This is a genomic window from Deinococcus indicus (genome assembly GCF_002198095.1).
In the GTDB taxonomy this organism is placed as follows: Bacteria; Deinococcota; Deinococci; order Deinococcales; family Deinococcaceae; genus Deinococcus; species Deinococcus caeni.
The window spans coordinates 881,645-902,283 of record NZ_NHMK01000009.1; the positions used below are offsets into that span (position 1 = coordinate 881,645).

Sequence of the window (20,639 nt, forward strand, 5' to 3'; positions counted from 1 at the left end):
CGCGGCACGGGCGTCAGGCCCGCGCCAGCCACTCCCGCGCGGCCTCCACGGTCGGCAGGAGACGGATCAGGGCGTGCCCGGCGTGCTCGCGGGCAAGTTCCGCGAAGCGTTCGCCGTGCCGCGCCGGTTCCGGCACGACCAGGGCCAGCGGCAGGCGGTGGTTGCTGAACGTCTGGAACAGTTCACCCAGCAGTCCGCTGCGCAGGTTCAGGAACGCCGGGTCGAGGTCCGCCTCCTGCACGATCAGGCCGTCCAGGGAGTACGCCGCGCCCAGCACCTCGCGGATCGCCCCGGCGTCCGGCAGGCGCAGGCCCAGTTCGCTCAGGGTCCGGACCCCGCCGATCTGCTGTTCATGATGATTCTCCGGCACTCCCATGACCTCCACCCCACGGATTTTTCTGGAACACTGGCCCCATGACCGATCCTAACCGCACTGAACGAACCCAGATGGCCTTCGCGCGCCTGCTGCCCAAACTGTTCCGGGGTGGGCAGGCCTTCGTGGGCGTCGAGGCGTCCCTGAGCAGCCTGGACGCCGACACGGCCACCACCCGCCCGGTCGGCCTGCCGCACTCGGTGGCGGAACTCGTGGCGCACATCAACTGGTGGAACCGCTGGATGCTGGACATCATCGAGATGGGCGAGGCTCAACCCTACCCGAAGCACGCCGCCGACACCTGGCCCGCCGTGAGCAGCGAGGACTGGCCGCGCGTGAAGAACGAATTCTACGAACTGCTGGCCCGCATCGACCCGCACGCCGCCCGCCCGGACCTCGCCAACCCCGTGAACCACGAGGAAACCATCGGGGAACTGCTGGCCGACATGGCCCTGCACACCGCGCATCACTTCGGACAGGTCGTGACGGTCCGGCAGGCCCTGAACGCCTGGCCGCCCGCCGGTGGGGGCGACACGTGGTGAGCGCGGCCGCCCGGCCTCCGGCGCAGAACAGGGCGCAGCCGACTCGTTCATAAACCACCCCCCACGCTTCTTCCACTCTCTCTTCGCGCACAAGGAACCCAGCCCATGTCGAACGTGTTCTACCGCAGCCGCAAGTCGTACCCGACCGCCGTTTCCGCCCACGGGGTGTTCATTCAGGACGATCAGGGTCGCTCGTACCTGGACGGGTCGTCCGGGGCGCTCGTGGCGAACGTGGGGCACGGGCGCACCGAGGTGGCACAGGCGATGGCGGAGCAGGCGGCGCGGCTGGCGTTCGTGCACGGCTCGCAGTTCTCCAGTGACGTGCTCGAAACGTACGCCTCGCGGCTGGCCGGGTTCCTGAACCTGCCCGGTTACCGGTTCTGGGCGGTGTCGGGCGGGTCCGAGGCGAACGAGAGTGCCATCAAGCTGGCGCGGCAGTACCACGTCGAGCGGGGCGAACCGGAGCGCTTCCGGGTGATCACGCGCGTTCCCAGTTACCACGGCGCGAGCCTGGGTGCGCTGGCCGCGTCGGGCATGGGCGCGCGGCGCGAGGTGTACGCCCCGCTGATGCGCCCGGACGCATGGCCGAAACTGCCGAAACCCGACCCGTCCCTGAGCGGTGAGGCCGACGCCGAACGCCTGCGCACCCTGCTGGAGGAGGTCGGGCCGGAGTCGGTCGCGGCGTTCATGTGCGAGCCGGTGGTGGGCGCGTCGGACGCGGCGCTCGCCCCGAACGCCGGGTATCACGCCCACATCGCGGCGATCTGCCGGGAGTACGGCGTGCTGTTCATCGCGGACGAGGTCATGAGCGGCATGGGCCGCTGCGGGGCGCCACTCGCCGTGCGCCTGCACGACCCGCAGGTCACGCCGGACCTCGTGGTGCTGGGCAAGGGACTGGCCGCCGGGTACGCGCCCCTGGCGGGCGTGATGGCCTCGGGGGCGGTGTTCGACACGGTCATGAACGGCAGCGGCGCGTTCAAGCACGGCTTCACGTACGCCGGGCACCCGGTCAGCGTGGCGGCGGGCCTGAGCGTGCTGGACATCGTACAGCGCGAGAAACTGGTGCGGGCCGCGCAGGAACGCGGGGCGCAGTTGCTGGACGGCCTGCGTGCCCTGCAGGGCCGCCACCCCGGCGTGCTGGACGTGCGCGGACACGGGCTGCTGCTGGGCGTGATCCTGGGCGACCCCGCCACCGGACAGCCGCACGCGACCCCCGGCGCAGCCGAACGGGTCGCCGCCGCCGCGCGCGAAGCGGGGCTGCTCACGTACCCCGGCAGCGGCGCCCTGGACGGCGTGCGCGGCGACCACCTGCTGCTGGGCCCCCCCCTGAGCATCACACCCGCCGAGGTCACGCTGCTGCTGGAGCGGCTGGACACGGCGCTGGCACGCGGGTTGTGAGGCAGCGGTACCTGCCAAGCGGGTTCCGTCTGCTTCGTTGACAGATCGGGAAAGCACCGATTTACCAACTCCGCTCCCGGAACCCGCCCGGCTCCCACTCGCATCCGCTCCGATGGAACGGTTTTTGCAAACCATTCCATCGGAGTCCGTTTTACCCGTCGCTGGGCGTGCGTTTCTTGGGTTTGCTGGCGGCGAACGCGGCGAGGCGGGCTGTGACCTGCGGGGGCGTGCGGGTCAGCAGGTCGCGGGCGTTCGGGTGGGTCTGCACGAAGGCCTCCACACGGTCGAACATGGTGTCGAACACGTCCTGCGGCATGTCCAGGGCGGGGGTCAGGCGCACGGTGCGTTTGCTGCTGAGGCTGAGGTTCGCCATGACGCCCGCGCCGTGCAGTTCGCGCAGCGCGAGGATGGCGGTCGCCTCGAACACCAGTTCCTTGAGGGGGCCGGGCAGGGGCACGCCGACCATCGGCTGGAATTGCAGGGCGAACAGCATGCCCTGGCCGCGCACTGCCTGAAGCAGTTTCGGGAAGCGCGCCTGGAGGGCCTGGAGGCGCGCGAGGCCCTGTTCGCCCAGGCGGGCGCTGCGGGCGGGCAGGTCGTTCTCGATCAGGTACTCCAGGCTTTTCATGCCGACGGCCATGGCGAGGGCGCCGCCGCCGAAGGTGTTGCTGTGGCGTTTGCTGCTCAGGCCGCCCAGCATTTTCTTGTAGATGGGCGCGCGGACGATGGTGGCGCCCACGGCGGTCATGCCGCCGCCCAGGGGTTTGGCGAGCGTGATGATGTCGGCGTCCAGGCCCTGCGCGGCCGACTCGAACCAGTGGCCGGTGCGGCCCAGGCCCGTCTGGATCTCGTCGGCGATAACAGTGATGCCGTGCTGGCGGCACAGTTCCCCGACGCCGCGCAGGAACCCGGCGGGCGGGATGTTCACGCCACCCTCGCCCTGGATGGGTTCGATGACCACGCAGCCCACGTTGCCGGGGCCGACGCGGCGGATCAGGCTGCGCAGGGCGTCCAGGTCGCCGTAGGGGCTGGTCAGCGCGCCCGGCACGAGGGGCCGGAAGATGTCCTGGTACTCGGGGTTCGGCGTGAGACTCAGGCTGCCGAGCGTCTTGCCGTGGTACCCGCTGGCAAACGAGATCTGGAATTTCGCTTTTGGCCTCCAGGCCTTGGCGAATTTCAGGGCGCCCTCGATGGCCTCGGTGCCGCTGGAGCAGAAGAACACCTGACTGTCCGCGTGGCTGGGCAGTTCGCGGGCCAGCAGCCGCACGAGGTTCGCCTGGAGGGCAGCGCGCCACGGGCCGGTGCTCTGCTGCGGGAGGCCCATGGCGCGGTTTTCCCGCAGGAACGCCTGCATGAAGTCCGTGATGGCAGGCGGCATCTCTCCGAAGGGCGTGGCGGCGTACCCGCTGGCGTTGATGCGGCGCACGCCCCGCTCGTCCTCCAGTTCCCAGGGCGTGACGCGGCTGAACGGCCCGGCGAGGCCGAGGACGTCCAGGCCGTACAGGAGTTCCTCGTTGCCGTACGCGAGTTCCAGGCGGCGGACGTCCGCGCCGCTCAGACGCCCTTCGAGGACGTCGCTGGTCGGGATGAAACCGGGGGGCAGGGCTGACATGCCCAGCAGTCTAGCCGCGCGGCGCGTGAGACGCGCCCCCCGCGTCCCGCCCGGCCGTGAGGAACTCGGCTGTCATCAATGGTGCGGACAGGTTCATGGCTTCAGGGCAGACCAGCGATGAACACGCCGTGTTGACCCCTCCCCTTCGAGGGGGGAGGCTGGGAGGGGGTGAACAGGAATGGCGTGACAGAAGACGTGTTCCGTGCTTGTCCCCTCTGGCGCTGGAGCAGTGTCCGCACCACTGGTCATACGGACTGCCGTTTGTTTCGCCAACCATCCGGAACGTCACCGGATTGCTGGCTCCACGTCCGGAACACGCCCTTCTCCCACTCTGCGGGGCAGCTCTCCGAATCGCATCCGCTCGGACCCGGCGGGCTCTGCAGCCCATTCAATCGGAGTCCGTATCAGGAACCGGCCGTCGCCAGTGCCGCCAGTGCCGCCAGCAGCGCCGGCACGCCACCGGGGTACGCGTCGGCGTCCAGACCGTCGGCGCGCAGGTACCGGGCGGCCAGGGCGCTGCGCACGCCCCGCTCGCACACGACCAGCAGCGGCCCCAGGTCACGGGTCAGGCCGTGCGCGCCGTTCTCGATGTCGTCCAGACTCACGACCCGCACGGCGTGGGCGGTCAGGTCCGGCAGGAGCGGGCGGCGCAGCGGTTCGGGGCGCAGGTCGATCAGGGTCACGCCGGCGGGGAGCGAATCGGGCGGGGTCATGGGGGCAGCATAGGGGGCGCGGGGGGCGGGTCGGGGGCGGCGGGCACATTCGCGCGTCCGCTCTCGGCTATGCTGGCCCGCATGGAAGACATCTCTCCGCAGGAAGGGCAGCGCCGCGTGCAGGCCGGGGCGCTGCTGGTGGACGTTCGCGAGCCGAACGAGTTCGAGGAAGTGCACGCCGAGGGCGCCACGCTGATCCCCCTGAGCGAGTTCGAGGCGCGCTTCTCGGAACTCCCCAAAGACCGTGAACTGGTCATGATCTGCCGCAGCGGCGCCCGCAGCGCCCGCGCCGGCGAGTACCTGAAAGCGCAGGGGTACTCGCAGGTCGTGAACCTCGCCGGGGGCACCCTGGCCTGGGCGAACGAGGGCCTGCCCACCGGGACCGGCCTGGAGGTCCGCCAGTGACGCTGCCCACCGAGGAGCAGGTGCTCGAAGCCCTGAAGATCGTCAAGGACCCGGAAATCCCCGTGAACGTGGTGGACCTGGGCCTGATCTACGGCGTGGACATCGCCGAGGGCGGCCTGATCGACATCACCATGACCCTGACCAGCGTGGGCTGCCCCGTGCAGGACCTGATCCGCGCGGACGCCGAGATGGCCGTCGGCCGCCTGGACGGTGTGTCCGAGGTGAACGTGGAATTCGTGTGGACGCCGCCATGGGGTCCGGACAAGATGACCGAGGACGGCAAACGCCAGATGCGGATGTTCGGCTTCAACGTCTGATACGGACTCCGATTGAATGGGCGGCAAAGCCTGTTCAATCCGAGCGGAGCGAGTAGGAGAGAGACGGGTTCCGGACGTGGAGCCGGCAGGGACGGTGAAGTTCCGGATTGTTGGCGAAACAAACGGAATCCGTCTGATCCGGACTCCGATTGAACGGGCTGCCAATGCCCCTCAATCCGGGCGGACTCGCAGAGCCGTGCCGCAGAGCGGGTAGGAGTTCCAGCGGGTTCCGGACCAGCACGCAGCAGCAGCCCCCGACCTATGGTGTCGGGGGCTGCCTGCGTCGGGGTGTGCGCGGCTCAGCTGCGGTTGCGGGCCATGCCCAGGACGTTCAGGAACTGCGCGAGGGCCATGGCGAACCCGGCCACGTAGGTCAGGGCGGCGGCGGTCAGGACGGCCTGCGCGCCCTTCTGACCTTCGGGGCTGCCGGTCAGGTTGTGGGTATCCAGGTACGCCAGGGCGCGGCGGCTGGCGTCGAATTCGACAGGTAGCGTGACGAGGTGGAACAGCAGCGCCGCGCCGAACAGGATCACGCCGACCCAGATCAGGCCCGTGAGTTGCAGGACGATGCCGGCCATCAGCAGCCACGGGGCGAGGTTCATGCCGAGGCTCAGTGGAACGGCGAGCCGGCCGCGCAGCAGCAGGGCGGGCATGCGCACCTTGTCCTGAATGGCGTGCCCGACCTCGTGCGCCGCGACGGCCATGGCGCTCACGCTGGGGACGCCGTACACGCCCTGGCTGAGGTTGACGGTCTTGCGGATGGGGTCGTAGTGGTCGCTCAGGTTGCCGGGAACGGCGTTCACGGGCACGTGGTTCAGGCCGTTGGCGTCGAGCATCAGGCGGGCAACGTCGGCGCCGGTCAGGTTGCGGGGGTTACGGACCTGACTCCAGCGGCTGTACGTGCGGGTCAGGTAGCCCTGAATCAGCATGGACGCGACGAACACCAGCAGGATCAGGGGTGTGTAGGGACCTAAGAATTCCATGGGGCGCTTCCTCCTGCCTTCAATCTAAGTGCCATGCACTCAGATTTTATGAGACGGCATTCAGGTTCCGCGCACGGAACGGTGATGCCCCTAGCACTGAACGGCCCCGCACGCAGTCGGGAGCGTGCCCGGCAGCCGCACCGGGCCTGCGGGACGTGCAGGTTCAGGCCGGAGCGGCGGGGATGGCGCGGACCGTGAACTTCACGGCGGTGCGTTCCTCCTGGGGGGTTTCCAGCTTCACGAATTCCGGCTGGGTGACGAGGTCGAGCTGGTCGCCGGTGAGGTAGCCGCGGGCGATGGCCAGCGCCTTGACCGCCTGGTTGACGGCGGCCGGGCCGATGGCCTGCATTTCCACCTGCCCCTGCGAGCGCAGTAGCGCGGCGATGGCACCAGCGATGGCGTTGGGACGTGAAGTGCCGGAGACACGCAGGGTTTCCAAGATGGGACTCTCCTCTCTGAAGCTCAAAGCTCGTTCATTCTATGTTCATCAAATTGGTCAATACAATTCCCCCGGTGACGGGTCGCCATTGCCCCCGCTGGGGGCCTTCCCGGACTGGCCTTCACCCGGCGGGTCGCCTGCGCGAAGAAACCGGAGCCACGCAGGGATTTTCCTGCATGCCTCCGGCAGCGGTCGAACGTGGGCCAGTTGCGGTGGGGCCGGGTTGCGCGGACTGCCGACTGTTTCGCCCTGCACCCGCTCACGCACCGGGTTGTCGGCGAAACAAACGGCAGTCCGTGTCAGCGGCGCTGCGCGAGCAGTTCTTCCAGGCGGGCCACGTAGCCTTCCAGGGTGCGGAAGGTCGCCTGGACGGGCGCGGGGCTCAGCATGTCCACGCCGGCCTCGCGCAGCGCGTCGATGGGATCCTGGCTGCCGCCGGAACGCAGGAACCGCAGGTAGTTCTCACGGGCGGCGTCCGGGTCGCCCGCGAAGGTTTCCAGCAGCTGGTGCGCGGCGCTGATACCGGTCGCGTACTGGTACGCATAGAAGTTCGCGTACAGGTGGGTGCTGAACTGCGCCCACAGGCTGCCGCTGCGTTCGCGGTCCATGGTCACGCCGTCGCCGTAGCCCTGGGCGAGCAGGTCGGCGGTCAGGGTGTTCAGGTCCGGGGCGCTCAGGGTGCCGCCCGCCTCGACGCGGCGGTACGCTTCGAGTTCGAAGGCGGCCAGGGTCGGCATGATGAAGAAGTACCGGTGGAAGTTCGACAGGGCCTCCTCGATGATCTGCACCTCGAAGGTCGTGTCGCCGCTCTCGCGGGCCTGTTTCAGCAGGTGGGCGCGCACCATCGCCTGATCGAAGTTGCTGGCGACCTCGGCGTGAAACAGCGTGTAGCGCGGCACCGAGTACGGGTGTTCGCGCATGGACAGCAGCGAGTGCATGGAGTGCCCGATCTCGTGCGCCAGGGTGCTGTAGCTGTTCATGGTGCCGTTCCAGGTCATGAAGATGAACGGTTTGACGCGCCCGCCGCCGTTGCTGTACGCGCCCTGGCGTTTGCCGTCGTTCTCGGCGTAGTCCACCCAGCGTTCGGTGGTCAGGCCGGCGCGCATGTCGGTCACGTACGCCTCGCCCAGCGGGGCCATGCCCTGGCAGATCCAGTCCACGGCCTGTCCGTAGCTGACCTGACGCGGCTCGACGAGGGCGGCCTTCACGTCGAATTCGCGCAGTTCGTTCAGGCCCAGCCACTCGCGGCGCACCCGCCAGTAGCGGTGCCAGACCGGGGTGTTGGCGCGGTACGTGTCGAGCAGGGTGGTGACCACGTCGGTCGGGATGCGGTCCGGGGCCAGGGAGGCCGTGATGGCGTCCGGGTAGCGGCGGGCGCGGGCCAGGAAGACGCTCTGGCGGATGTTCGTGGCGTACATGGCGGCCTGCGAGTGCTGCGCAGCGAGGTGCGCGTCGGCGTAGTTCTCCCAGGCCTCGCGGCGCACCTCACGGTCCGGGTGGGAGGTCAGGCGGTCCACGTTCCCCTGCGTGATCTTCTCGCCGCCCGCCGTGCCGAAACGCAGGTCCATGTTCGCCAGGGTGGGGTGAATGCCGCGTTCGGACGCGAAGGGCGCCTGCACCGCGCCCAGCAGTTCCTCGACCTCGGCGCTGCGGACGTGCGGTTTGCCGCGCAGGATGCGTTCGAGCCGCACGCGCTGGTCCGCGAAGTCCGGGCGATCCAGCCAGCCGCGCACCGTCGCCTCGTCCAGCGCGAGGAGTTCCGGGCGGTAGAAGGCAGTCACGCTGCCATAGCGGGCGCCCAGGCCACTGGCGCGGTCGCGGCGCGCGGCGGCCACGGCGTCCCGGCCGTCCACGCTGGCGGTCATGCCGGCGTAGGACATGAATCGCGTGAGGCGCAGTTCGACCTCGTCGGCCGCCGCGAGGTACGCCAGCAGACCCTCCGGCGTCCCGAGACGGCCGGCATGGCCGGCCAGGGCGTCCACGCCGGCCGCGATGCCTGCCTCGTCGGCGTCCCAGGCTTCGGGCGTGGCGTACAGGGCCTCGATGTCCCAGGTCTGCTCACGGGGAACGTCCTGCCGGCGCGGCAGCTCCTTGATCGATTCAGGGGTCATGCCGGAGGCTAGCACCTCCTCACGGTCCGTTCCGGCGCGGCGGGCTTACAGTGGTCCGGATGAATGGACGGACCCCCGCATGACCACCCCCGCGACCCCCACCGCCCCGTCCGGCCTTGAGGGCCTGGGCGCCATGCTGCGCCTCCCGCACGCCGCCGGACTGGCCCTGAGCGTCTTTCTGCTGGGCTTCGGACTGTCGCTGGCCGTCCCGTACCTCGCGCTGTACGCCGTGAACCGCGCCGGCATGACCCCGCTGCAACTCGGGGTGTTCCTGACCGTGAACGCCGTGTCGGCCGTGCTGGTCGCCACGCTGCTGGGCCGCTGGAGCGACCGGCTGCCCAACCGCAAACCCATCCTGCTGCTCACCCTGGCCGCCGGGACCGCCGCGTACGCCCTGATCGCCGTCACCCCGAACTTCGCGGGCCTGCTGCTGATCGGGTCGCTGCTGCTGTCACTGGGCGCCGCCGCGTTCCCGCAGGTGTTCTCGTTCGCGCGGGCCAGCCTGAACGGCACGCCGGGCGAACTGGCCGAACGCGCCATGACCCTGCTGCGCAGCGTGTTCAGCCTGTCATGGGTGGTCGGCCCCGGTCTGGGCGCTGCGCTGCTGGGCGAGGACCGCTACCACGCCGTCTTCCTGGCGGCCGCCGCCTGCTTCGCCCTGGCCGCCGCGCCCCTGATCCGCGTGCCGGGCCGCCGCCCGCAACCCCCCCCCGGCTCGGCGCCGGTCGCCGCGCCGCCCGCCGTTCCGCGCACCCTGATCGCCTGGGGCGCCGCCGCGTTCGTGCTGTACGGCATGAGCATGCACATGGGCATGGCGATGTTCCCGCTGTTCGTCACCAAGACCCTGGGCGGCACGGCCGGCGAGGTGGGCCTGCTTGTCGGGCTGTGCGCCCTGCTGGAAATCCCGGTCATGCTGGCGCTGGTCACGTGGCGCCGCCTGCCGGGCGTACCGGTCCTGATCGCCGCCGGGATGGGCCTGTTCGTCCTGCACTTCGCGCTGGTCGTGCTGGCCGGCGGGATGGCCGCCCTGATCGCCGCGCAGGTCGTGCGGGCCGTCGTCCTGGCGATCCTGGCGGGCCTGGGCATGACGTACTTCCAGACCCTGATGCCCGGCCGCTTCGGGGCCGCCACCACCCTGTACGCGAACACGTCCTCCGTCGGCGCGATGCTCAGCGGCATCACGTCCGGCGCGGTCGCGCAGGCCTTCGGGTACCGCAGCGTGTTCCTCGTGTGCGCCGCCCTGTCCCTGGTCGCCTGGGGCGTGATGACCCTCAACAACCGCCGCCCCGCCCGCAGCCTGCCCGCCTGAAACGCACCCGGATGAAATGGTTTGCAGAGCCGTTCCATCTGGGAGGTACCGGGCCGCGTGGGAATCCTCCACGCGGCCCGGCTGCTGTCAATCTGTTCAGCTCTTGCGGCAGCCGTCCGCGATGCTGGCGGCCAGTGCCCCGACATCCTGGCCGTTGCGCACGGCATTGATGAAGGCGCTGCCGACGACCACGCCGTCCGCGACCCGCGCGACCTGCTGGGCGGTCTGGGCGTCGTTCACGCCGAAACCCACGGCGACCGGCACTTGGGCGTACTGGCGGGCCAGGGCCAGCATGGCGGGCACCTCGCCCAGCGCGGAGCCCTCGCGGGCGCCGGTCACGCCGGTCACGCTGACGGCGTACAGGAAGCCCGTGCAGGCCTCCGAGACGAGTTTCACGCGTTCCGGGGTGCTGGTCGGGGCGATCAGGAAGGTCACGGCGATGCCGTGCTCGGCGGCCAGGTCCGCGATCTCCAGGTCCTGGTCGGGCGGCAGGTCCGGCAGGATCAGGCCGTCCACGCCGGCTTCCTGGGCCAGTCGCATGAATTCGCGCGGCCCGACGGCGTAGATGGGGTTCACGTAGGTCATGATCACGATGGGCGTGTCGTGCCGGGCGCGCAGGTCCCGGACCAGCCGCAGGGTGTGGCGGGTGCTGGTGCCGCCGCCCAGCGCCTGCTCGCTGGCCCGCTGGGTGGTGGGGCCGTCGCCCAGGGGGGCGCTGTAGGGAATGCCGACCTCGAGGATGTCGGCGCGTTCCAGCAGAGCGTCCGCGACGGCGGGGAACCCTTCGGCGGTGGGGTAGCCGGCGGTCATGAAGGGAATGAAGGCGGCGCGGCCCTGCTGCGCGGCGCGGGCGAAGGCGGCGTGCAGGCGCGCGGCGCCGGGCGTGGTGGGGGGGGTGGGGGCGCTCATGCCTGGACCTCCGGGCGGGCGTGCAGGGTGCCGGGCGCGCTGCTCTGAGCGGCGGGCAGGGACAGCAGGCGCATGACCTCGGCCACGTCCTTGTCGCCGCGGCCCGAGAGGTTCACGACGATCGTCTGGTCGGGGCGCATGGTCCGCGCGAGTTCCACGGCGTGGTGCAGGGCGTGCGCGGTTTCCAGCGCCGGGATGATGCCTTCCAGGCGGGTGCAGAGTTGCAGGGCGTCCATGGCCTGCGCGTCCGTGACGGGCACGTACTCGGCGACGCCCGTCTCGGAGTACAGGCAGTGTTCGGGGCCGATGCCGGGGTAGTCCAGGCCGGCGCTGATGGAGTGCGGCGGGACGATCTGGCCCTCGTCGTCGTTCAGCAGGTACATCATGGCGCCGTGCAGGACACCCACGCGGCCGCCCGCGACGCTCGCGGCGTGCCGGCCGGAGTCCACGCCCTCACCGGCGGCCTCGGTGCCGATCAGTCGGGGACGCTCGCCGTCCGGGAGGTACGCGAACGGCGCGAAGATGCCGATGGCGTTGCTGCCGCCGCCCACGCAGGCGACGATGGCGTCCGGGACGGGGCGGCCCTCCAGCGCCTGGTGCTGCACCTTGACTTCCTCGCCGATCACGCTCTGGAAGTCGCGGACCATGGCGGGGTACGGGTGCGGCCCGACGACGCTGCCCAGGATGTAGAAGGTGTCGCGGACGTTCGTGACCCAGTCGCGGATGGCCTCGTTGGTGGCGTCTTTCAGGGTGCTGGTGCCGCTGGTGACCTCGCGGACCTCGGCGCCCAGGAGTTTCATGCGGAACACGTTCAGTTCCTGGCGGCGGATGTCCTCGGCGCCCATGTACACCACGCAGTCCAGGCCCAGCAGGGCGGCGGCGGTGGCGCTGGCGACGCCGTGCTGGCCGGCGCCGGTCTCGGCGACGACGCGCTGCTTGCCCATGCGTTTGGCGAGCAGGGCCTGCGCGAGGCAGTTGTTGATCTTGTGGGCGCCGGTGTAGTTCTGGTCCTCGCGCTTGAGGTAGATCTTCGCGCCGCCGGCGTGGGCGGTGAGGCGCTCGGCGAGGTACAGCCCGCTGGGCCGGCCCACGAAGTCGCGCAGCAGCCGGTCGAGTTCGTTCAGGTACTCGGGGTCCACCTTGGCGGCGGCGTAGGCGCGTTCGAGTTCGTCGAGGGCGGGAATGAGCGTTTCGGGCACGTACCGTCCGCCGAAGCGGCCGAAGCGGCCACGTCCGTCGGGTTGCGGGTAGGTGGGGAGTGTCAGGGACATGGGTGCAGGGTAGAACTGCCGCTCCGAACGGCCGTTAGGCAAACTTAGACAACTCGTCTAAGTTCGGGCGTTCCGGCCCGTTTCCGTCTGACAGGCCCGGACACCCCGCCCGCACCGTGAGAAGGGCTGCTATTCGCCCGCTGGCAGGGCCGGCGCTCCTTCCAGTGCCGCGCGCCACAGCGGTAGCAGATCGGCCGCCTCCACCTCGTCCGGGACCGCCCAGCCCAGGCTGCGGGCCAGCTGCGCCCGCACCCGCCCCGCGCTCTCCCCTGCCTCGCGCAGCGCCGACACGGGCGGCGCGCCCCCGCGCTTGGCCAGCCGCTCGCCCCGGTAATCGGTCATCAGCGGCACATGCAGGTAGCGGGGCGTCGGGAAGCCCAGCGCCGCCTGCAACGCCACCTGCCGGGGCGTGGCGGCCCACAGGTCCGCGCCGCGCAGCACGTCGGTCACGCTGGCCGCCGAGTCGTCCACCACCACCGCCAGGTGGTAGGCGTACACGCCGTCGTTGCGGCGCAGCACCACGTCGCCCACCTGCATTCTCAGGTCCTGGCAGAGCGTCTGCCCGGTCAGCCGGTCCCGGGCGCACACCCGCGCGTCCGGCACGCGCCAGCGCAGCGCCGCCGGCCGCTCCGGGTGCCGCGCGCCGGGGTCACGGCATGTGCCGGGGTACACCGGTTCCGCCCCGTGCGGCGCCCCGGCGCTGTCCTGCACGGCGGCCAGCACCTCGCGCCGGGTGCAGGTACAGGGATAGGTGTCCAGGCGCGCGGCAGCCTCGCGGTACAGATCCAGCCGCCGCGACTGAACGACCTCCTCGTCCCAGTCCAGGCCCAGCCATTCCAGGTCGCGGCGGATCAGGTCGTACGCCCAGGGACGCACGCGCCCGGTGTCCAGGTCCTCGAAGCGCAGCAGGTGCCGCCCGCCGGGCGCGCGCGAGTGCAGCCACGCCAGCAGCGCCGTACGGGCGTTGCCCAGGTGCATGGCCCCGGTGGGGCTCGGCGCGTAGCGGCCCACCACTCCAGCTGTCTGCGGGTTTGCGCACGCCGTTTCCATTCCGGCCTCTGTTCTAGCGCAGGTCGTCCCACACGGCCAGCACGACCGACACGATCAGGGTCGCCAGCGCCAGAAAGGTCACGAGGCGCCCCAGCGGGTCCGCGAGGTGCAGCGCGTTCGCCTGCGGGTTCCAGCCGCCCAGCAGCTGCCACCAGTCGTGCGTGTCCGGGTCGCCCGTGATCAGGTCCAGCTGCCGCAGCGGCGCGTCCCGGATGTACGCCGCCACGCCCGCCGCGAAGCGGTCACCGCGCCACAGGAACGCGGCGGCGCAGGCCAGCGGGACGGCCACCTGCGCCGCGCTGCCGCCCAGCAGCGTCAGCGTCTCGCCGGCCGGGATCAGCAGGACGTGCCCGGCCTCGTGGAACACCAGGTTCACGCCACCCAGCAGGTCGCCGCGCAGCGGGTTCAGGATACCCGGCACGGTCAGCCACAGCGCCAGCAGCAGCCCGGCGGCCCGCCCCCAGCGCGCGGGTGCAGTCACGTTCAGGCGCGTTCTCGCAGCCAGCGCAGCAGCAGGTCCTCCACGAGTTCGCTGACACTCTCGCCACCCTCCGCCTTCACCTGCCGCCACACGGCCCGCACGGTCTCCTTGCGCACGTACACCGCCTCGACCCGTTCGGCCGTCTCGCCCTTCTGGCGGCCGTCGGGTTCCGGCGTGACCTTGAGCGGACGGTCCCGCTTGCCGCCCTTGCCCTTGCCGCCCCCGCGTCCCTTCCCGGTCCGCTCCTGCAGGTAATCGAAGCGTCCCACGTCAGCGCCCCCCGCGCGGACCGGTCACAGGACCTCGCCCGCCAGGGCCAGGATGTCATTCCAGGCGGCCTCGGCACGCGGGTCACGCACGTCGCCCGCCAGGATGCCCAGCTCGGCGGCCTTCTGGTACGCCGCGTAGTGCCGGACCACGGCGTTGCAGACCGTCACGCCGTCCTCGCGCAGGTCCTCGCGGGCCTCGTCGGCGGCGCGGCCCACCGGAGGCACGCGCGTCAGGACCACGCGGGTCTTGCGGGCCGCGTCCTCGCCGGACAGGAAGTCCAGCAGTTCACGGGTGGCCTCGAGTTCCAGCGTGGACACGCCGCTGGGCACCAGGATCAGGTCGGTGCGTTCCGCGAGTTGCCGCAGGTCACGGCGGCGCGGGCGGCCCTCGGTGTCCAGGATGATCAGGTCGAACGCAGAGAGCCGTTTGGGTTTCACGTCGTCGGCGGCCATCACCTGAAACGGCAGCCCGCCCGTCCGGGCGGCCCAGCGCAGGGAACTGCCGACCCGGCCGTCCTCGTCGATCAGCAGGACCGACCGGCCCGCCGCGTGCGCCGCCCCGGCGAGATGCACAGCCAGGGTGCTCTTGCCCACGCCTCCCTTCTCGGATGTGATGGCCACCACCTTTGTCATGCGTCCGAGCGTAGCAGACACCCCAGCCGGGCCGTGTCAGGCGGGTGCCGACCGGGGCGGCAGCGGTGCATGCTGGGATGATGATCACGCCTGAACAGCTCAACGAGATGGAACGCGCCGGGGTGTACTGGACCGCCCGCGCCCTTCAGGAGCAGGGCAGCCGCTTCTACCGCGCGCTGGGGGCGGCGCTGGAGGCCGCCGACGCCACCAACCGCCGCCTGATCTACCGGACCTGGCCGGACGCCCTGTGGGACTTCTACCGGCGTGGGCAGCAGCTGGCCGCGCAGGAGGCCGGGCCGGAAGGCGAATAGGGAGGGCGGCACACCCCCTGTGGCCGGCCGCCCGTACACTGCCGGGCATGACCCACCCGGACGTACCCGCCCCCACCGCCCCACGCCCCACGCTGCTGGCCGTGTTCGCCCACCCGGACGACGAGGCCTTCAGCGTGGGCGGTACCCTGACCCACTACGCCCACCTGGGCGTGAACGTGGTTCTGGCCTGCGCCACGCGCGGCGAGGCCGGCAAGATCACGGTGCCCGGCATGACCGTGGACGACCTGGGCGCGCAGCGAGAACAGGAACTGCGCGAGGCCTGCCGCGCGCTGGAAATCCCGGACCCCGTGTTCCTGGACTACCACGATTCCGGCCGGTACGAACGCACCCGCCACGACGATCCGAAGGCCATGATGAACGTGAACCCGCTGGACGTGGAGGTCCGGTTGCGTGACCTGATCGCGCGGGTGCAGCCGCAGGTGCTGCTGACCTTTGATCCGCACGGCGGGTACGGGCATGTGGATCACCTGCAGATTCACCGGGCGACGAGCGCCGCCTTCTTCAGCACCGGGAACCTGCCGTACGGCGGCCCGCAGCGGCTGTTCTTCACGGCCATGAGCGTCGAGTCGGCGGCCGGGATCGCGCGGATGGGACAGGACCTCGACCCGCTGGTGTACGGCGTGTCGGAGGGCACCTTCGCAGTCAGCATGGACGTGTCGGCGTACGCGCAGAACAAGCGCGCGGCGCTGGCGGCCCACGGCACGCAGATGGGCGCCGAGAGCCTGCTGGGCCGCATGACCCCCGAGGAACGGCAGGCCATGGAGGACCGCCTGAACCACGAGCATTTCAGTCTGGGTGGCACGCGCGCCCCGGTGCGCTCCTACCCGCTGCGCGGTCTGTTCGACGGTCTGGAAGGGTTCTCGGCCCTCGACGCCTGACAGGGATGTGCGACCGGTGGGGCAACGCAACCGGAGCAGGGGGGCCGCGCCCCATCACAGGGTGCCTAGGGGAAGCCGCGATGCATGAACAGAGGACGCGGACCCTTGCCAGACCGTCAGGCCGGGGTCAGCGGTAAGCGTTAAGAAGTTCACAAGGAGAGTCCCATCCACTCTCTCCGACCCCGTGTTTAGCGATTGCGACTTTGGGGGCATAGACAACGCCAGAATTCCGTATACTCTGTTCAAGCAAACCTACTTTTCATCTCTGGAGGAACACCCATGAAGAAGATCCTGACCATTGCCCTTGCCCTGAGCGCCAGCGTCGCCAGCGCCCAGTCCGTCCGTGTCGGCCTCGCCTACGACGCCGGCGGTAAATTCGACAAGAGCTTCAACCAGAGCGCCTACGAGGGCAGCCAGCGCGCCGTCAAGGCCCTGGGCATCCAGGCCAAGGACTTTGAACCCAGCGACCCCAGCCAGTCCGTGCAGGGCATCCGCTCCTTCGCCAACGAGGGCTTCGACCTGACCATCGGCGTGGGCTTCGCCAACAACGCCAGCATCAGCCAGGTCGCCAAGGAGAACCCCGACCTCGCCTTCGGCCTGATCGACGACATCTCCCCCGAGAAGAACGTCGCCAGCCTGGTCTTCCAGGAAGAGCAGGGCAGCTACCTCGTCGGCTACCTCGCCGCGCTGAACTCCTCGACCGGCGTTCTGGGCTTCGTGGGCGGCATGGACATCCCCCTGATCCACAAGTTCGAGGCGGGCTACACGGCCGGCGCCAAGGCCGCCAACCCCAAGGTGAAGGTCATCGCGCAGTACGTCGGCACCACCCCTGACGCCTGGAACAACCCCGGCAAGGCCAAGGAAATCGCCGGCAGCATGCGCTCCAAGGGCGCCGACATCATCTTCGCGGCCGCCGGCGGCAGCGGCAACGGCGTGATCGACTACATCAAGCAGACCCAGTGCCTCAAGGCCGGCAACCTGCCCAGCGGCGTGAAGTTCAACACGAACAACTTCGCCAAGGTCGCCAAGAGCGCCGCCTACACCAAGGCCTGCGCCGGCAACACCCGCCCCATGTTCTTTATCGGCGTGGACAGCAACCAGAACTACCTGGGCGACTTCGACAAGAACCCCGCCACCATGAACCACGGCCTGACCAGCATGCTCAAGCGCGTCGACAACGCCGTCTACGCCCTGATCAAGGACGTCAAGGAGAACAAGTTCAAGGCTGGCGAGCGTCGCTTCGGCCTGAAGGAAGGCGGCGTGGGCTACGCCGTCGACCAGTACAACAAGAACCTGATCAGCAGCGCGCAGGTGCAGAAGGTCGAGGCCGTCAAGGCCAAGATCATCAGCGGCGCCATCAAGGTTCCCACCAAGTAATCGACTGACACACGCGGGCGGCCTCCTCCGGGAAGGCCGCCCTTCTTCTGGCGTCACTGCACCACTGCACCACAAAGAGGCGCGGTCCAGAGGGAATTTCCCTGGACCGCGCCTCTTTATGAACGATGGAATCTGAACGGCGGGCGCCGCTCAGCGGTTGGTGCCGCTTCCCGTGGCCCGCAGGGGCTGGCCCGTCTCGTCGACGACGTTGACGGTGCTGAAGCTGCCGGGCACGCGCACGATGGCCCAGGGGCTGGTGATGGCCTGCGTGGTGAACGATCCGGCGGCCGGAGCCTTGACCTGCACGGCGACGGTCAGGGTGCCGCCGCTGACGCTGGCGCCCGTGACCTTCACGCTGTAACCGCCGGTGGCGCGCTGGCCCAGGAACACGCCCACCAGGGTCGAGCCGTTCAGCGCGGCGGGGGTGGGAGCGCCGGTCTGGCGGCCGTAGGCGGCGGCGTACAGGGCGCGGGCCTCGGCGTCGGTGCGGGCGGTCTGGACACTCAGGCTAGTGACGGTGGCCTGAGATCCGGCGGCGATCTCGGTGAAGGTCACGGCGGCTCCTGGGAGGCTCACGGCAGGGGGGGTGCCGCTGCCGGGCAGGGTCGGGCGGGCGGGGGTGCCGGGTGTGGGGGTCGCGGCGGTCTGGGTGGTGACGTTCGGCAGGACGTACAGGCCGGTGCGCTGGTACTCGCCGGGGGCGGGTTCCACGGTCAGGGGCGCGTCGGGGATGCTGGCGCTGTCCAGCACACCCACGGCCAGCGGTCCCTGGCCCAGCAGGGCGCCGCCCAGCGCGGTCGCCTCGGCGCTGCTGAGCTGCCCGGCGCCGCTCAGGCCGTCGCTGCGGGTGCCGGTCACGACGCCGCTGGTGCCGTTCAGTTTCGTCCAGGTCTGCCCGTCCGTGAAGTACACGGCGCTCAGGGTCGCGCCGGGCAGCGGGGTGACGTTGAAGGTGCCGTCGGTGCGGCGCGTGACGCTGAGTTTCTGGGTGGTGGCGGTGGTGGGCGCGCGGTAGGTGGCCTTGCCGTTCACGCTGAGGGTGCCGTCCAGGGCCAGCGGGTCGTTCACCTGGGCGCGCAGGTCGGCGGTGGCCGCGCCGAGTTTCACGCTGCTCTGGGTGCTGCCCTGCCCCAGGGTGCCGTACACCCACACGATGCGTTCCTGGGTGCCGCCGTACAGCAGCGCCTCGTGGACGCGCAGGTTGCCGGGGGCGGTCATGGTGCAGGCACTCAGGAGGCTGACGCCGAGCAGCGCGGCAGCGGGTAGCGTCTTGCGGGGGGTACGGGTCATGCTGCCCAGCTTAGGCAGCGGGCCTGACGCTCAACTGAAGGCCACCTTTACCAAAAGCACACCAAGTCACAAAGGCACACCAAGCGGGGCAGGTCCGGCTGGTCAGCGGGCGGAACTGGCGGGTTCGGCAACGGCCTCCGCGCTGGCGTGGGCGGGGCCGAGCAGTTCGCGGGCGTGCCGCAGCGCCGCCTCGCTGGTGTTGCCGCTGAGCATCCGGGCGATCTCGTGCAGGCGCTCTTCCGGGGGCAGCAGGCGCACGCGGCTGACGGTGCGGCCGTCCTCGACGCTCTTCTCGACCTTGTAGTGGTGGTCGGCCTGCGCGGCGATCTGCGCGAGGTGCGTGACCACGAACACCTGCCGGGCCTGCGCGAGGTGCCGCAGCTGCGCCGCGACCGCCAGGGCCGCGCCGCCGCCGATGCCGGCGTCCACCTCGTCGAACACCACCGCGGGCGTGTCGGCGCCCAGCACGGTGCTGATGGCCAGCATGACGCGCGACAGTTCGCCGCCCGAGGCGACGTCCGCCAGCGGCGCGAGGTCCTCGCCGGGGTTGGCGGTGAAGTGCAGCGTCACGTCGCTCAGGCCGTGCGCGCTGGGCTCGTTCAGGGCGTGCAGGCGGAATTCCAGCCGGGCGTGCGGCATGCCCAGCTGCCGGATGACGGCCACCAGTTCGGCGGCCAGCGGCGCGGCGCGGTCCCGGCGGGCGGTATCGAGGGCTGCCCCGGCGCGCAGCAGCTCGGCGTGCAGGGCCGCCACGTCGGCGTCCAGGGTGCCGGCGTCCTGCTCGTCGCGAGTCAGGGCGGCGAGTTCCTGCTCGACCTGCGCCTGGAAGCTCAGCACGTCGTCCAGGGTGGGGCCGTACTTGGCGCGCAGTTTGCCCAGCGCGCCCAGGCGGGCCTCGACCCGCGCGAGTTCCTCGGGGTCCGGCGCCTGGTCCTCGGCGACGGCGCGCAGTTCGCCCACGACGGCCTGCACGCTGTCGAGCGCCTCGCGCAGCTCGCGTTGCAGTTGCGCGGTCGTGTCGTCGTAGCGGGCGCTGACGTTCAGGGACCGCACGGCCTCGGCCAGGAAGCCCAGGGCGTTCTCGTCGCCGTCGCTGAGCAGCGTGATCGCCCCGGCAGCGCCCTGCGCGATGCTTTCCAGGTTCGCCAGCCGGTTCAGGTCGGCCTGGAGGGGTTCCTCCTCGCCGGGGACGGGGTTCACGTCGCTGATCTCGGTCGCCTGGAACTGCAGCAGGTCGAGTTGCCGGGCGCGTTCGCGCTCGCTGGCGCGCAGCGCCTCCAGGCGGGCGCGGGCGTCGGCCCAGGCGCGGTGCGCGGCCGCGTACGCACCGAGTTCGGCCGGCAGTTGCCGGTCGAGCAGGGCGCGCTGGTTGGCAGGGCCGAGCAGGCTGACGGCGCTGTGCTGCCAGTGGATGGTCAGGCGCCGCTGCGCCCAGTCCTGCAACTCGCGCAGCGCGACGACCTCGCCGTCCAGCCGGGCGGTGCTGCGGCCCTGGCTGGTCACGCGGCGGCTGGCGACGTCGTCCGCCCAGAAGCCCGTGACGAGCAGGTCGTCCTCGCCCGTGCGGATCAGGTCGGTGTTGCTGCGCGAGCCGAGCAGCAGACCCAGGGCGTCCACGATGATGCTCTTGCCGGCGCCGGTCTCGCCGGTGAAGACGCTCAGGCCGTCACGGAAGCTCAGGTCCAGCGTGCGGATGGTGGCGAGGTTGCGGACCTCCAGGCGGCTCAGGGACGGTCCCGGCGCGGTCGGCGGTTCGTTCTGGGGGGTGGTCTCGTCGCGCGAGCGGGCCTTTCGGGTCACGCTCCCGAGTCTAATGCCTGGGCGGGGGCGGCGATTGGGGCGCAGGTGGGTCTTGCCGGTCTGTGGGGGCGGCGCGGCAGGCGCGAACATGAAACTCCCATTACATTGCGCCCATCCTGGCCTGAGCGGGCCGGGCCAGAATGACGG

22 protein-coding genes are annotated in these 20,639 nt (G+C 70.6%); 8 read left to right on the top strand and 14 right to left on the bottom strand.

Annotated features, from left to right (window positions below; genetic code table 11):
- Positions 1-13 precede the first annotated feature (13 nt).
- The gene (locus tag CBQ26_RS06710; protein WP_229844031.1) at positions 14-370 is read right to left on the bottom strand and encodes a DUF4180 domain-containing protein; all 357 of its coding nucleotides are present in this window, start codon (positions 368-370) and stop codon (positions 14-16) included.
- 44 nt (positions 371-414) lie between these two features.
- On the opposite strand from CBQ26_RS06710, the gene CBQ26_RS06715 reads away from it, so the two are divergent.
- Both CBQ26_RS06715 and CBQ26_RS06720 read left to right on the top strand, forming a co-directional pair.
- A complete protein-coding gene (locus tag CBQ26_RS06715) occupies positions 415-915 on the top strand; it encodes a DinB family protein (RefSeq protein ID WP_088247767.1) in 501 nt (166 codons plus the stop codon).
- Between the two features lie 105 nt (positions 916-1,020).
- Entirely contained in the window at positions 1,021-2,313 is a 1,293-nt protein-coding gene (locus tag CBQ26_RS06720; RefSeq protein WP_088247769.1) for an aminotransferase family protein, read from the top strand.
- A gap of 151 nt (positions 2,314-2,464) precedes the next feature.
- Here the strand turns inward: CBQ26_RS06720 and CBQ26_RS06725 are convergent, their stop codons facing one another.
- Together CBQ26_RS06725 and CBQ26_RS06730 are read right to left on the bottom strand one after the other, a co-directional pair.
- Positions 2,465-3,925 carry a class-III pyridoxal-phosphate-dependent aminotransferase gene (locus tag CBQ26_RS06725; RefSeq protein WP_088247770.1) on the bottom strand — a complete coding sequence of 487 codons (1,461 nt, stop codon included), beginning with the start codon at positions 3,923-3,925 and terminating at the stop codon, positions 2,465-2,467.
- Between the two features lie 404 nt (positions 3,926-4,329).
- Positions 4,330-4,638, bottom strand: a complete 309-nt coding sequence (locus CBQ26_RS06730) for a rhodanese-like domain-containing protein (protein WP_088247772.1) — start codon at positions 4,636-4,638, stop codon at positions 4,330-4,332.
- A gap of 81 nt (positions 4,639-4,719) precedes the next feature.
- Here CBQ26_RS06730 and CBQ26_RS06735 point away from each other — a divergent pair, with 81 nt between their 5' ends.
- Both CBQ26_RS06735 and CBQ26_RS06740 read left to right on the top strand, forming a co-directional pair.
- Complete coding sequence (locus CBQ26_RS06735) at positions 4,720-5,043, top strand: rhodanese-like domain-containing protein (protein WP_229844032.1); 324 nt, start codon at positions 4,720-4,722, stop codon at positions 5,041-5,043.
- Entirely contained in the window at positions 5,040-5,360 is a 321-nt protein-coding gene (locus CBQ26_RS06740; RefSeq protein ID WP_088247775.1) for a metal-sulfur cluster assembly factor, read from the top strand. Before CBQ26_RS06735 ends, CBQ26_RS06740 begins: the two co-directional genes overlap by 4 nt.
- Positions 5,361-5,659: 299 nt before the next feature.
- Here CBQ26_RS06740 and CBQ26_RS06745 read toward each other — a convergent pair whose 3' ends face one another.
- The 3 genes from CBQ26_RS06745 to pepF all read right to left on the bottom strand — a co-directional run bounded on the left by CBQ26_RS06745 (position 5,660) and on the right by pepF (position 8,893).
- Positions 5,660-6,343 carry a zinc metallopeptidase gene (locus CBQ26_RS06745; protein ID WP_088247776.1) on the bottom strand — a complete coding sequence of 228 codons (684 nt, stop codon included), beginning with the start codon at positions 6,341-6,343 and terminating at the stop codon, positions 5,660-5,662.
- Positions 6,344-6,506: 163 nt separating this feature from the next.
- On the bottom strand, positions 6,507-6,782 hold the full coding sequence (locus CBQ26_RS06750) for a stage V sporulation protein S (protein WP_088247963.1): 276 nt from the start codon (positions 6,780-6,782) through the stop codon (positions 6,507-6,509).
- Between the two features lie 299 nt (positions 6,783-7,081).
- On the bottom strand, positions 7,082-8,893 hold the full coding sequence (gene pepF / locus CBQ26_RS06755) for an oligoendopeptidase F (RefSeq protein ID WP_088247777.1): 1,812 nt from the start codon (positions 8,891-8,893) through the stop codon (positions 7,082-7,084).
- 79 nt (positions 8,894-8,972) lie between these two features.
- On the opposite strand from pepF, the gene CBQ26_RS06760 reads away from it, so the two are divergent.
- The gene (locus CBQ26_RS06760) at positions 8,973-10,202 is read left to right on the top strand and encodes a sugar efflux transporter (RefSeq protein ID WP_244897987.1); all 1,230 of its coding nucleotides are present in this window, start codon (positions 8,973-8,975) and stop codon (positions 10,200-10,202) included.
- A 96-nt stretch (positions 10,203-10,298) separates the two neighbouring features.
- Here CBQ26_RS06760 and trpA read toward each other — a convergent pair whose 3' ends face one another.
- The 6 genes from trpA to CBQ26_RS06790 form a co-directional block, all read right to left on the bottom strand.
- Positions 10,299-11,111 carry a tryptophan synthase subunit alpha gene (trpA, locus tag CBQ26_RS06765; protein WP_088247778.1) on the bottom strand — a complete coding sequence of 271 codons (813 nt, stop codon included), beginning with the start codon at positions 11,109-11,111 and terminating at the stop codon, positions 10,299-10,301.
- Complete coding sequence (gene trpB / locus CBQ26_RS06770) at positions 11,108-12,382, bottom strand: tryptophan synthase subunit beta (RefSeq protein WP_088247779.1); 1,275 nt, start codon at positions 12,380-12,382, stop codon at positions 11,108-11,110. The genes trpA and trpB overlap by 4 nt, the downstream gene beginning before the upstream one ends.
- 129 nt (positions 12,383-12,511) lie before the next feature.
- Complete coding sequence (gene gluQRS, locus CBQ26_RS06775; RefSeq protein ID WP_088247780.1) at positions 12,512-13,432, bottom strand: tRNA glutamyl-Q(34) synthetase GluQRS; 921 nt, start codon at positions 13,430-13,432, stop codon at positions 12,512-12,514.
- Positions 13,433-13,445: 13 nt separating this feature from the next.
- Positions 13,446-13,913, bottom strand: coding sequence for a hypothetical protein (locus CBQ26_RS06780; RefSeq protein ID WP_088247781.1), 468 nt, complete (start codon positions 13,911-13,913; stop codon positions 13,446-13,448).
- Between the two features lie 2 nt (positions 13,914-13,915).
- On the bottom strand, positions 13,916-14,182 hold the full coding sequence (locus tag CBQ26_RS06785) for a hypothetical protein (protein WP_172417941.1): 267 nt from the start codon (positions 14,180-14,182) through the stop codon (positions 13,916-13,918).
- Between the two features lie 24 nt (positions 14,183-14,206).
- Complete coding sequence (locus CBQ26_RS06790) at positions 14,207-14,815, bottom strand: ParA family protein (protein WP_088247782.1); 609 nt, start codon at positions 14,813-14,815, stop codon at positions 14,207-14,209.
- Positions 14,816-14,895: 80 nt separating this feature from the next.
- Between CBQ26_RS06790 and CBQ26_RS06795 the strand changes: the two genes are divergently transcribed.
- The 3 genes from CBQ26_RS06795 (at position 14,896) to CBQ26_RS06805 (ending at position 17,402) form a co-directional block, all read left to right on the top strand.
- Positions 14,896-15,126 carry a hypothetical protein gene (locus tag CBQ26_RS06795; protein ID WP_088247783.1) on the top strand — a complete coding sequence of 77 codons (231 nt, stop codon included), beginning with the start codon at positions 14,896-14,898 and terminating at the stop codon, positions 15,124-15,126.
- 47 nt (positions 15,127-15,173) lie between these two features.
- Entirely contained in the window at positions 15,174-16,025 is an 852-nt protein-coding gene (locus tag CBQ26_RS06800; RefSeq protein ID WP_088247784.1) for a PIG-L deacetylase family protein, read from the top strand.
- A gap of 279 nt (positions 16,026-16,304) precedes the next feature.
- Positions 16,305-17,402: a BMP family lipoprotein gene (locus CBQ26_RS06805; RefSeq protein WP_088247785.1), complete on the top strand. Its 1,098-nt coding sequence runs from the start codon at positions 16,305-16,307 to the stop codon at positions 17,400-17,402.
- Between the two features lie 150 nt (positions 17,403-17,552).
- On the opposite strand, the gene CBQ26_RS06810 is transcribed toward CBQ26_RS06805, so the two are convergent.
- The gene (locus tag CBQ26_RS06810) at positions 17,553-18,692 is read right to left on the bottom strand and encodes a protease complex subunit PrcB family protein (RefSeq protein WP_143341987.1); all 1,140 of its coding nucleotides are present in this window, start codon (positions 18,690-18,692) and stop codon (positions 17,553-17,555) included.
- A gap of 102 nt (positions 18,693-18,794) precedes the next feature.
- Positions 18,795-20,492 (bottom strand): DNA repair protein RecN, encoded by a 1,698-nt coding sequence (locus CBQ26_RS06815; RefSeq protein WP_229844035.1) that lies wholly within the window; start codon positions 20,490-20,492, stop codon positions 18,795-18,797.
- Positions 20,493-20,639 lie beyond the last annotated feature (147 nt).

What these genes read in the sequence shown, in the direction of transcription:
- CBQ26_RS06715 (WP_088247767.1), top strand. Translation starts at nt 415, where the DNA reads ATGACCGATCCTAACCGCACTGAACGAACCCAGATGGCCTTCGCGCGC.
- CBQ26_RS06720 (WP_088247769.1), top strand. Translation starts at nt 1,021, where the DNA reads ATGTCGAACGTGTTCTACCGCAGCCGCAAGTCGTACCCGACCGCCGTT.
- CBQ26_RS06725 (WP_088247770.1), bottom strand. Translation starts at nt 3,925, where the DNA reads ATGTCAGCCCTGCCCCCCGGTTTCATCCCGACCAGCGACGTCCTCGAA.
- CBQ26_RS06730 (WP_088247772.1), bottom strand. Translation starts at nt 4,638, where the DNA reads ATGACCCCGCCCGATTCGCTCCCCGCCGGCGTGACCCTGATCGACCTG.
- CBQ26_RS06735 (WP_229844032.1), top strand. Translation starts at nt 4,720, where the DNA reads ATGGAAGACATCTCTCCGCAGGAAGGGCAGCGCCGCGTGCAGGCCGGG.
- CBQ26_RS06745 (WP_088247776.1), bottom strand. Translation starts at nt 6,343, where the DNA reads ATGGAATTCTTAGGTCCCTACACACCCCTGATCCTGCTGGTGTTCGTC.
- pepF (WP_088247777.1), bottom strand. Translation starts at nt 8,893, where the DNA reads ATGACCCCTGAATCGATCAAGGAGCTGCCGCGCCGGCAGGACGTTCCC.
- CBQ26_RS06760 (WP_244897987.1), top strand. Translation starts at nt 8,973, where the DNA reads ATGACCACCCCCGCGACCCCCACCGCCCCGTCCGGCCTTGAGGGCCTG.
- trpA (WP_088247778.1), bottom strand. Translation starts at nt 11,111, where the DNA reads ATGAGCGCCCCCACCCCCCCCACCACGCCCGGCGCCGCGCGCCTGCAC.
- trpB (WP_088247779.1), bottom strand. Translation starts at nt 12,382, where the DNA reads ATGTCCCTGACACTCCCCACCTACCCGCAACCCGACGGACGTGGCCGC.
- gluQRS (WP_088247780.1), bottom strand. Translation starts at nt 13,432, where the DNA reads ATGGAAACGGCGTGCGCAAACCCGCAGACAGCTGGAGTGGTGGGCCGC.
- CBQ26_RS06790 (WP_088247782.1), bottom strand. Translation starts at nt 14,815, where the DNA reads ATGACAAAGGTGGTGGCCATCACATCCGAGAAGGGAGGCGTGGGCAAG.
- CBQ26_RS06795 (WP_088247783.1), top strand. Translation starts at nt 14,896, where the DNA reads ATGATCACGCCTGAACAGCTCAACGAGATGGAACGCGCCGGGGTGTAC.
- CBQ26_RS06800 (WP_088247784.1), top strand. Translation starts at nt 15,174, where the DNA reads ATGACCCACCCGGACGTACCCGCCCCCACCGCCCCACGCCCCACGCTG.
- CBQ26_RS06805 (WP_088247785.1), top strand. Translation starts at nt 16,305, where the DNA reads ATGAAGAAGATCCTGACCATTGCCCTTGCCCTGAGCGCCAGCGTCGCC.
- CBQ26_RS06810 (WP_143341987.1), bottom strand. Translation starts at nt 18,692, where the DNA reads ATGACCCGTACCCCCCGCAAGACGCTACCCGCTGCCGCGCTGCTCGGC.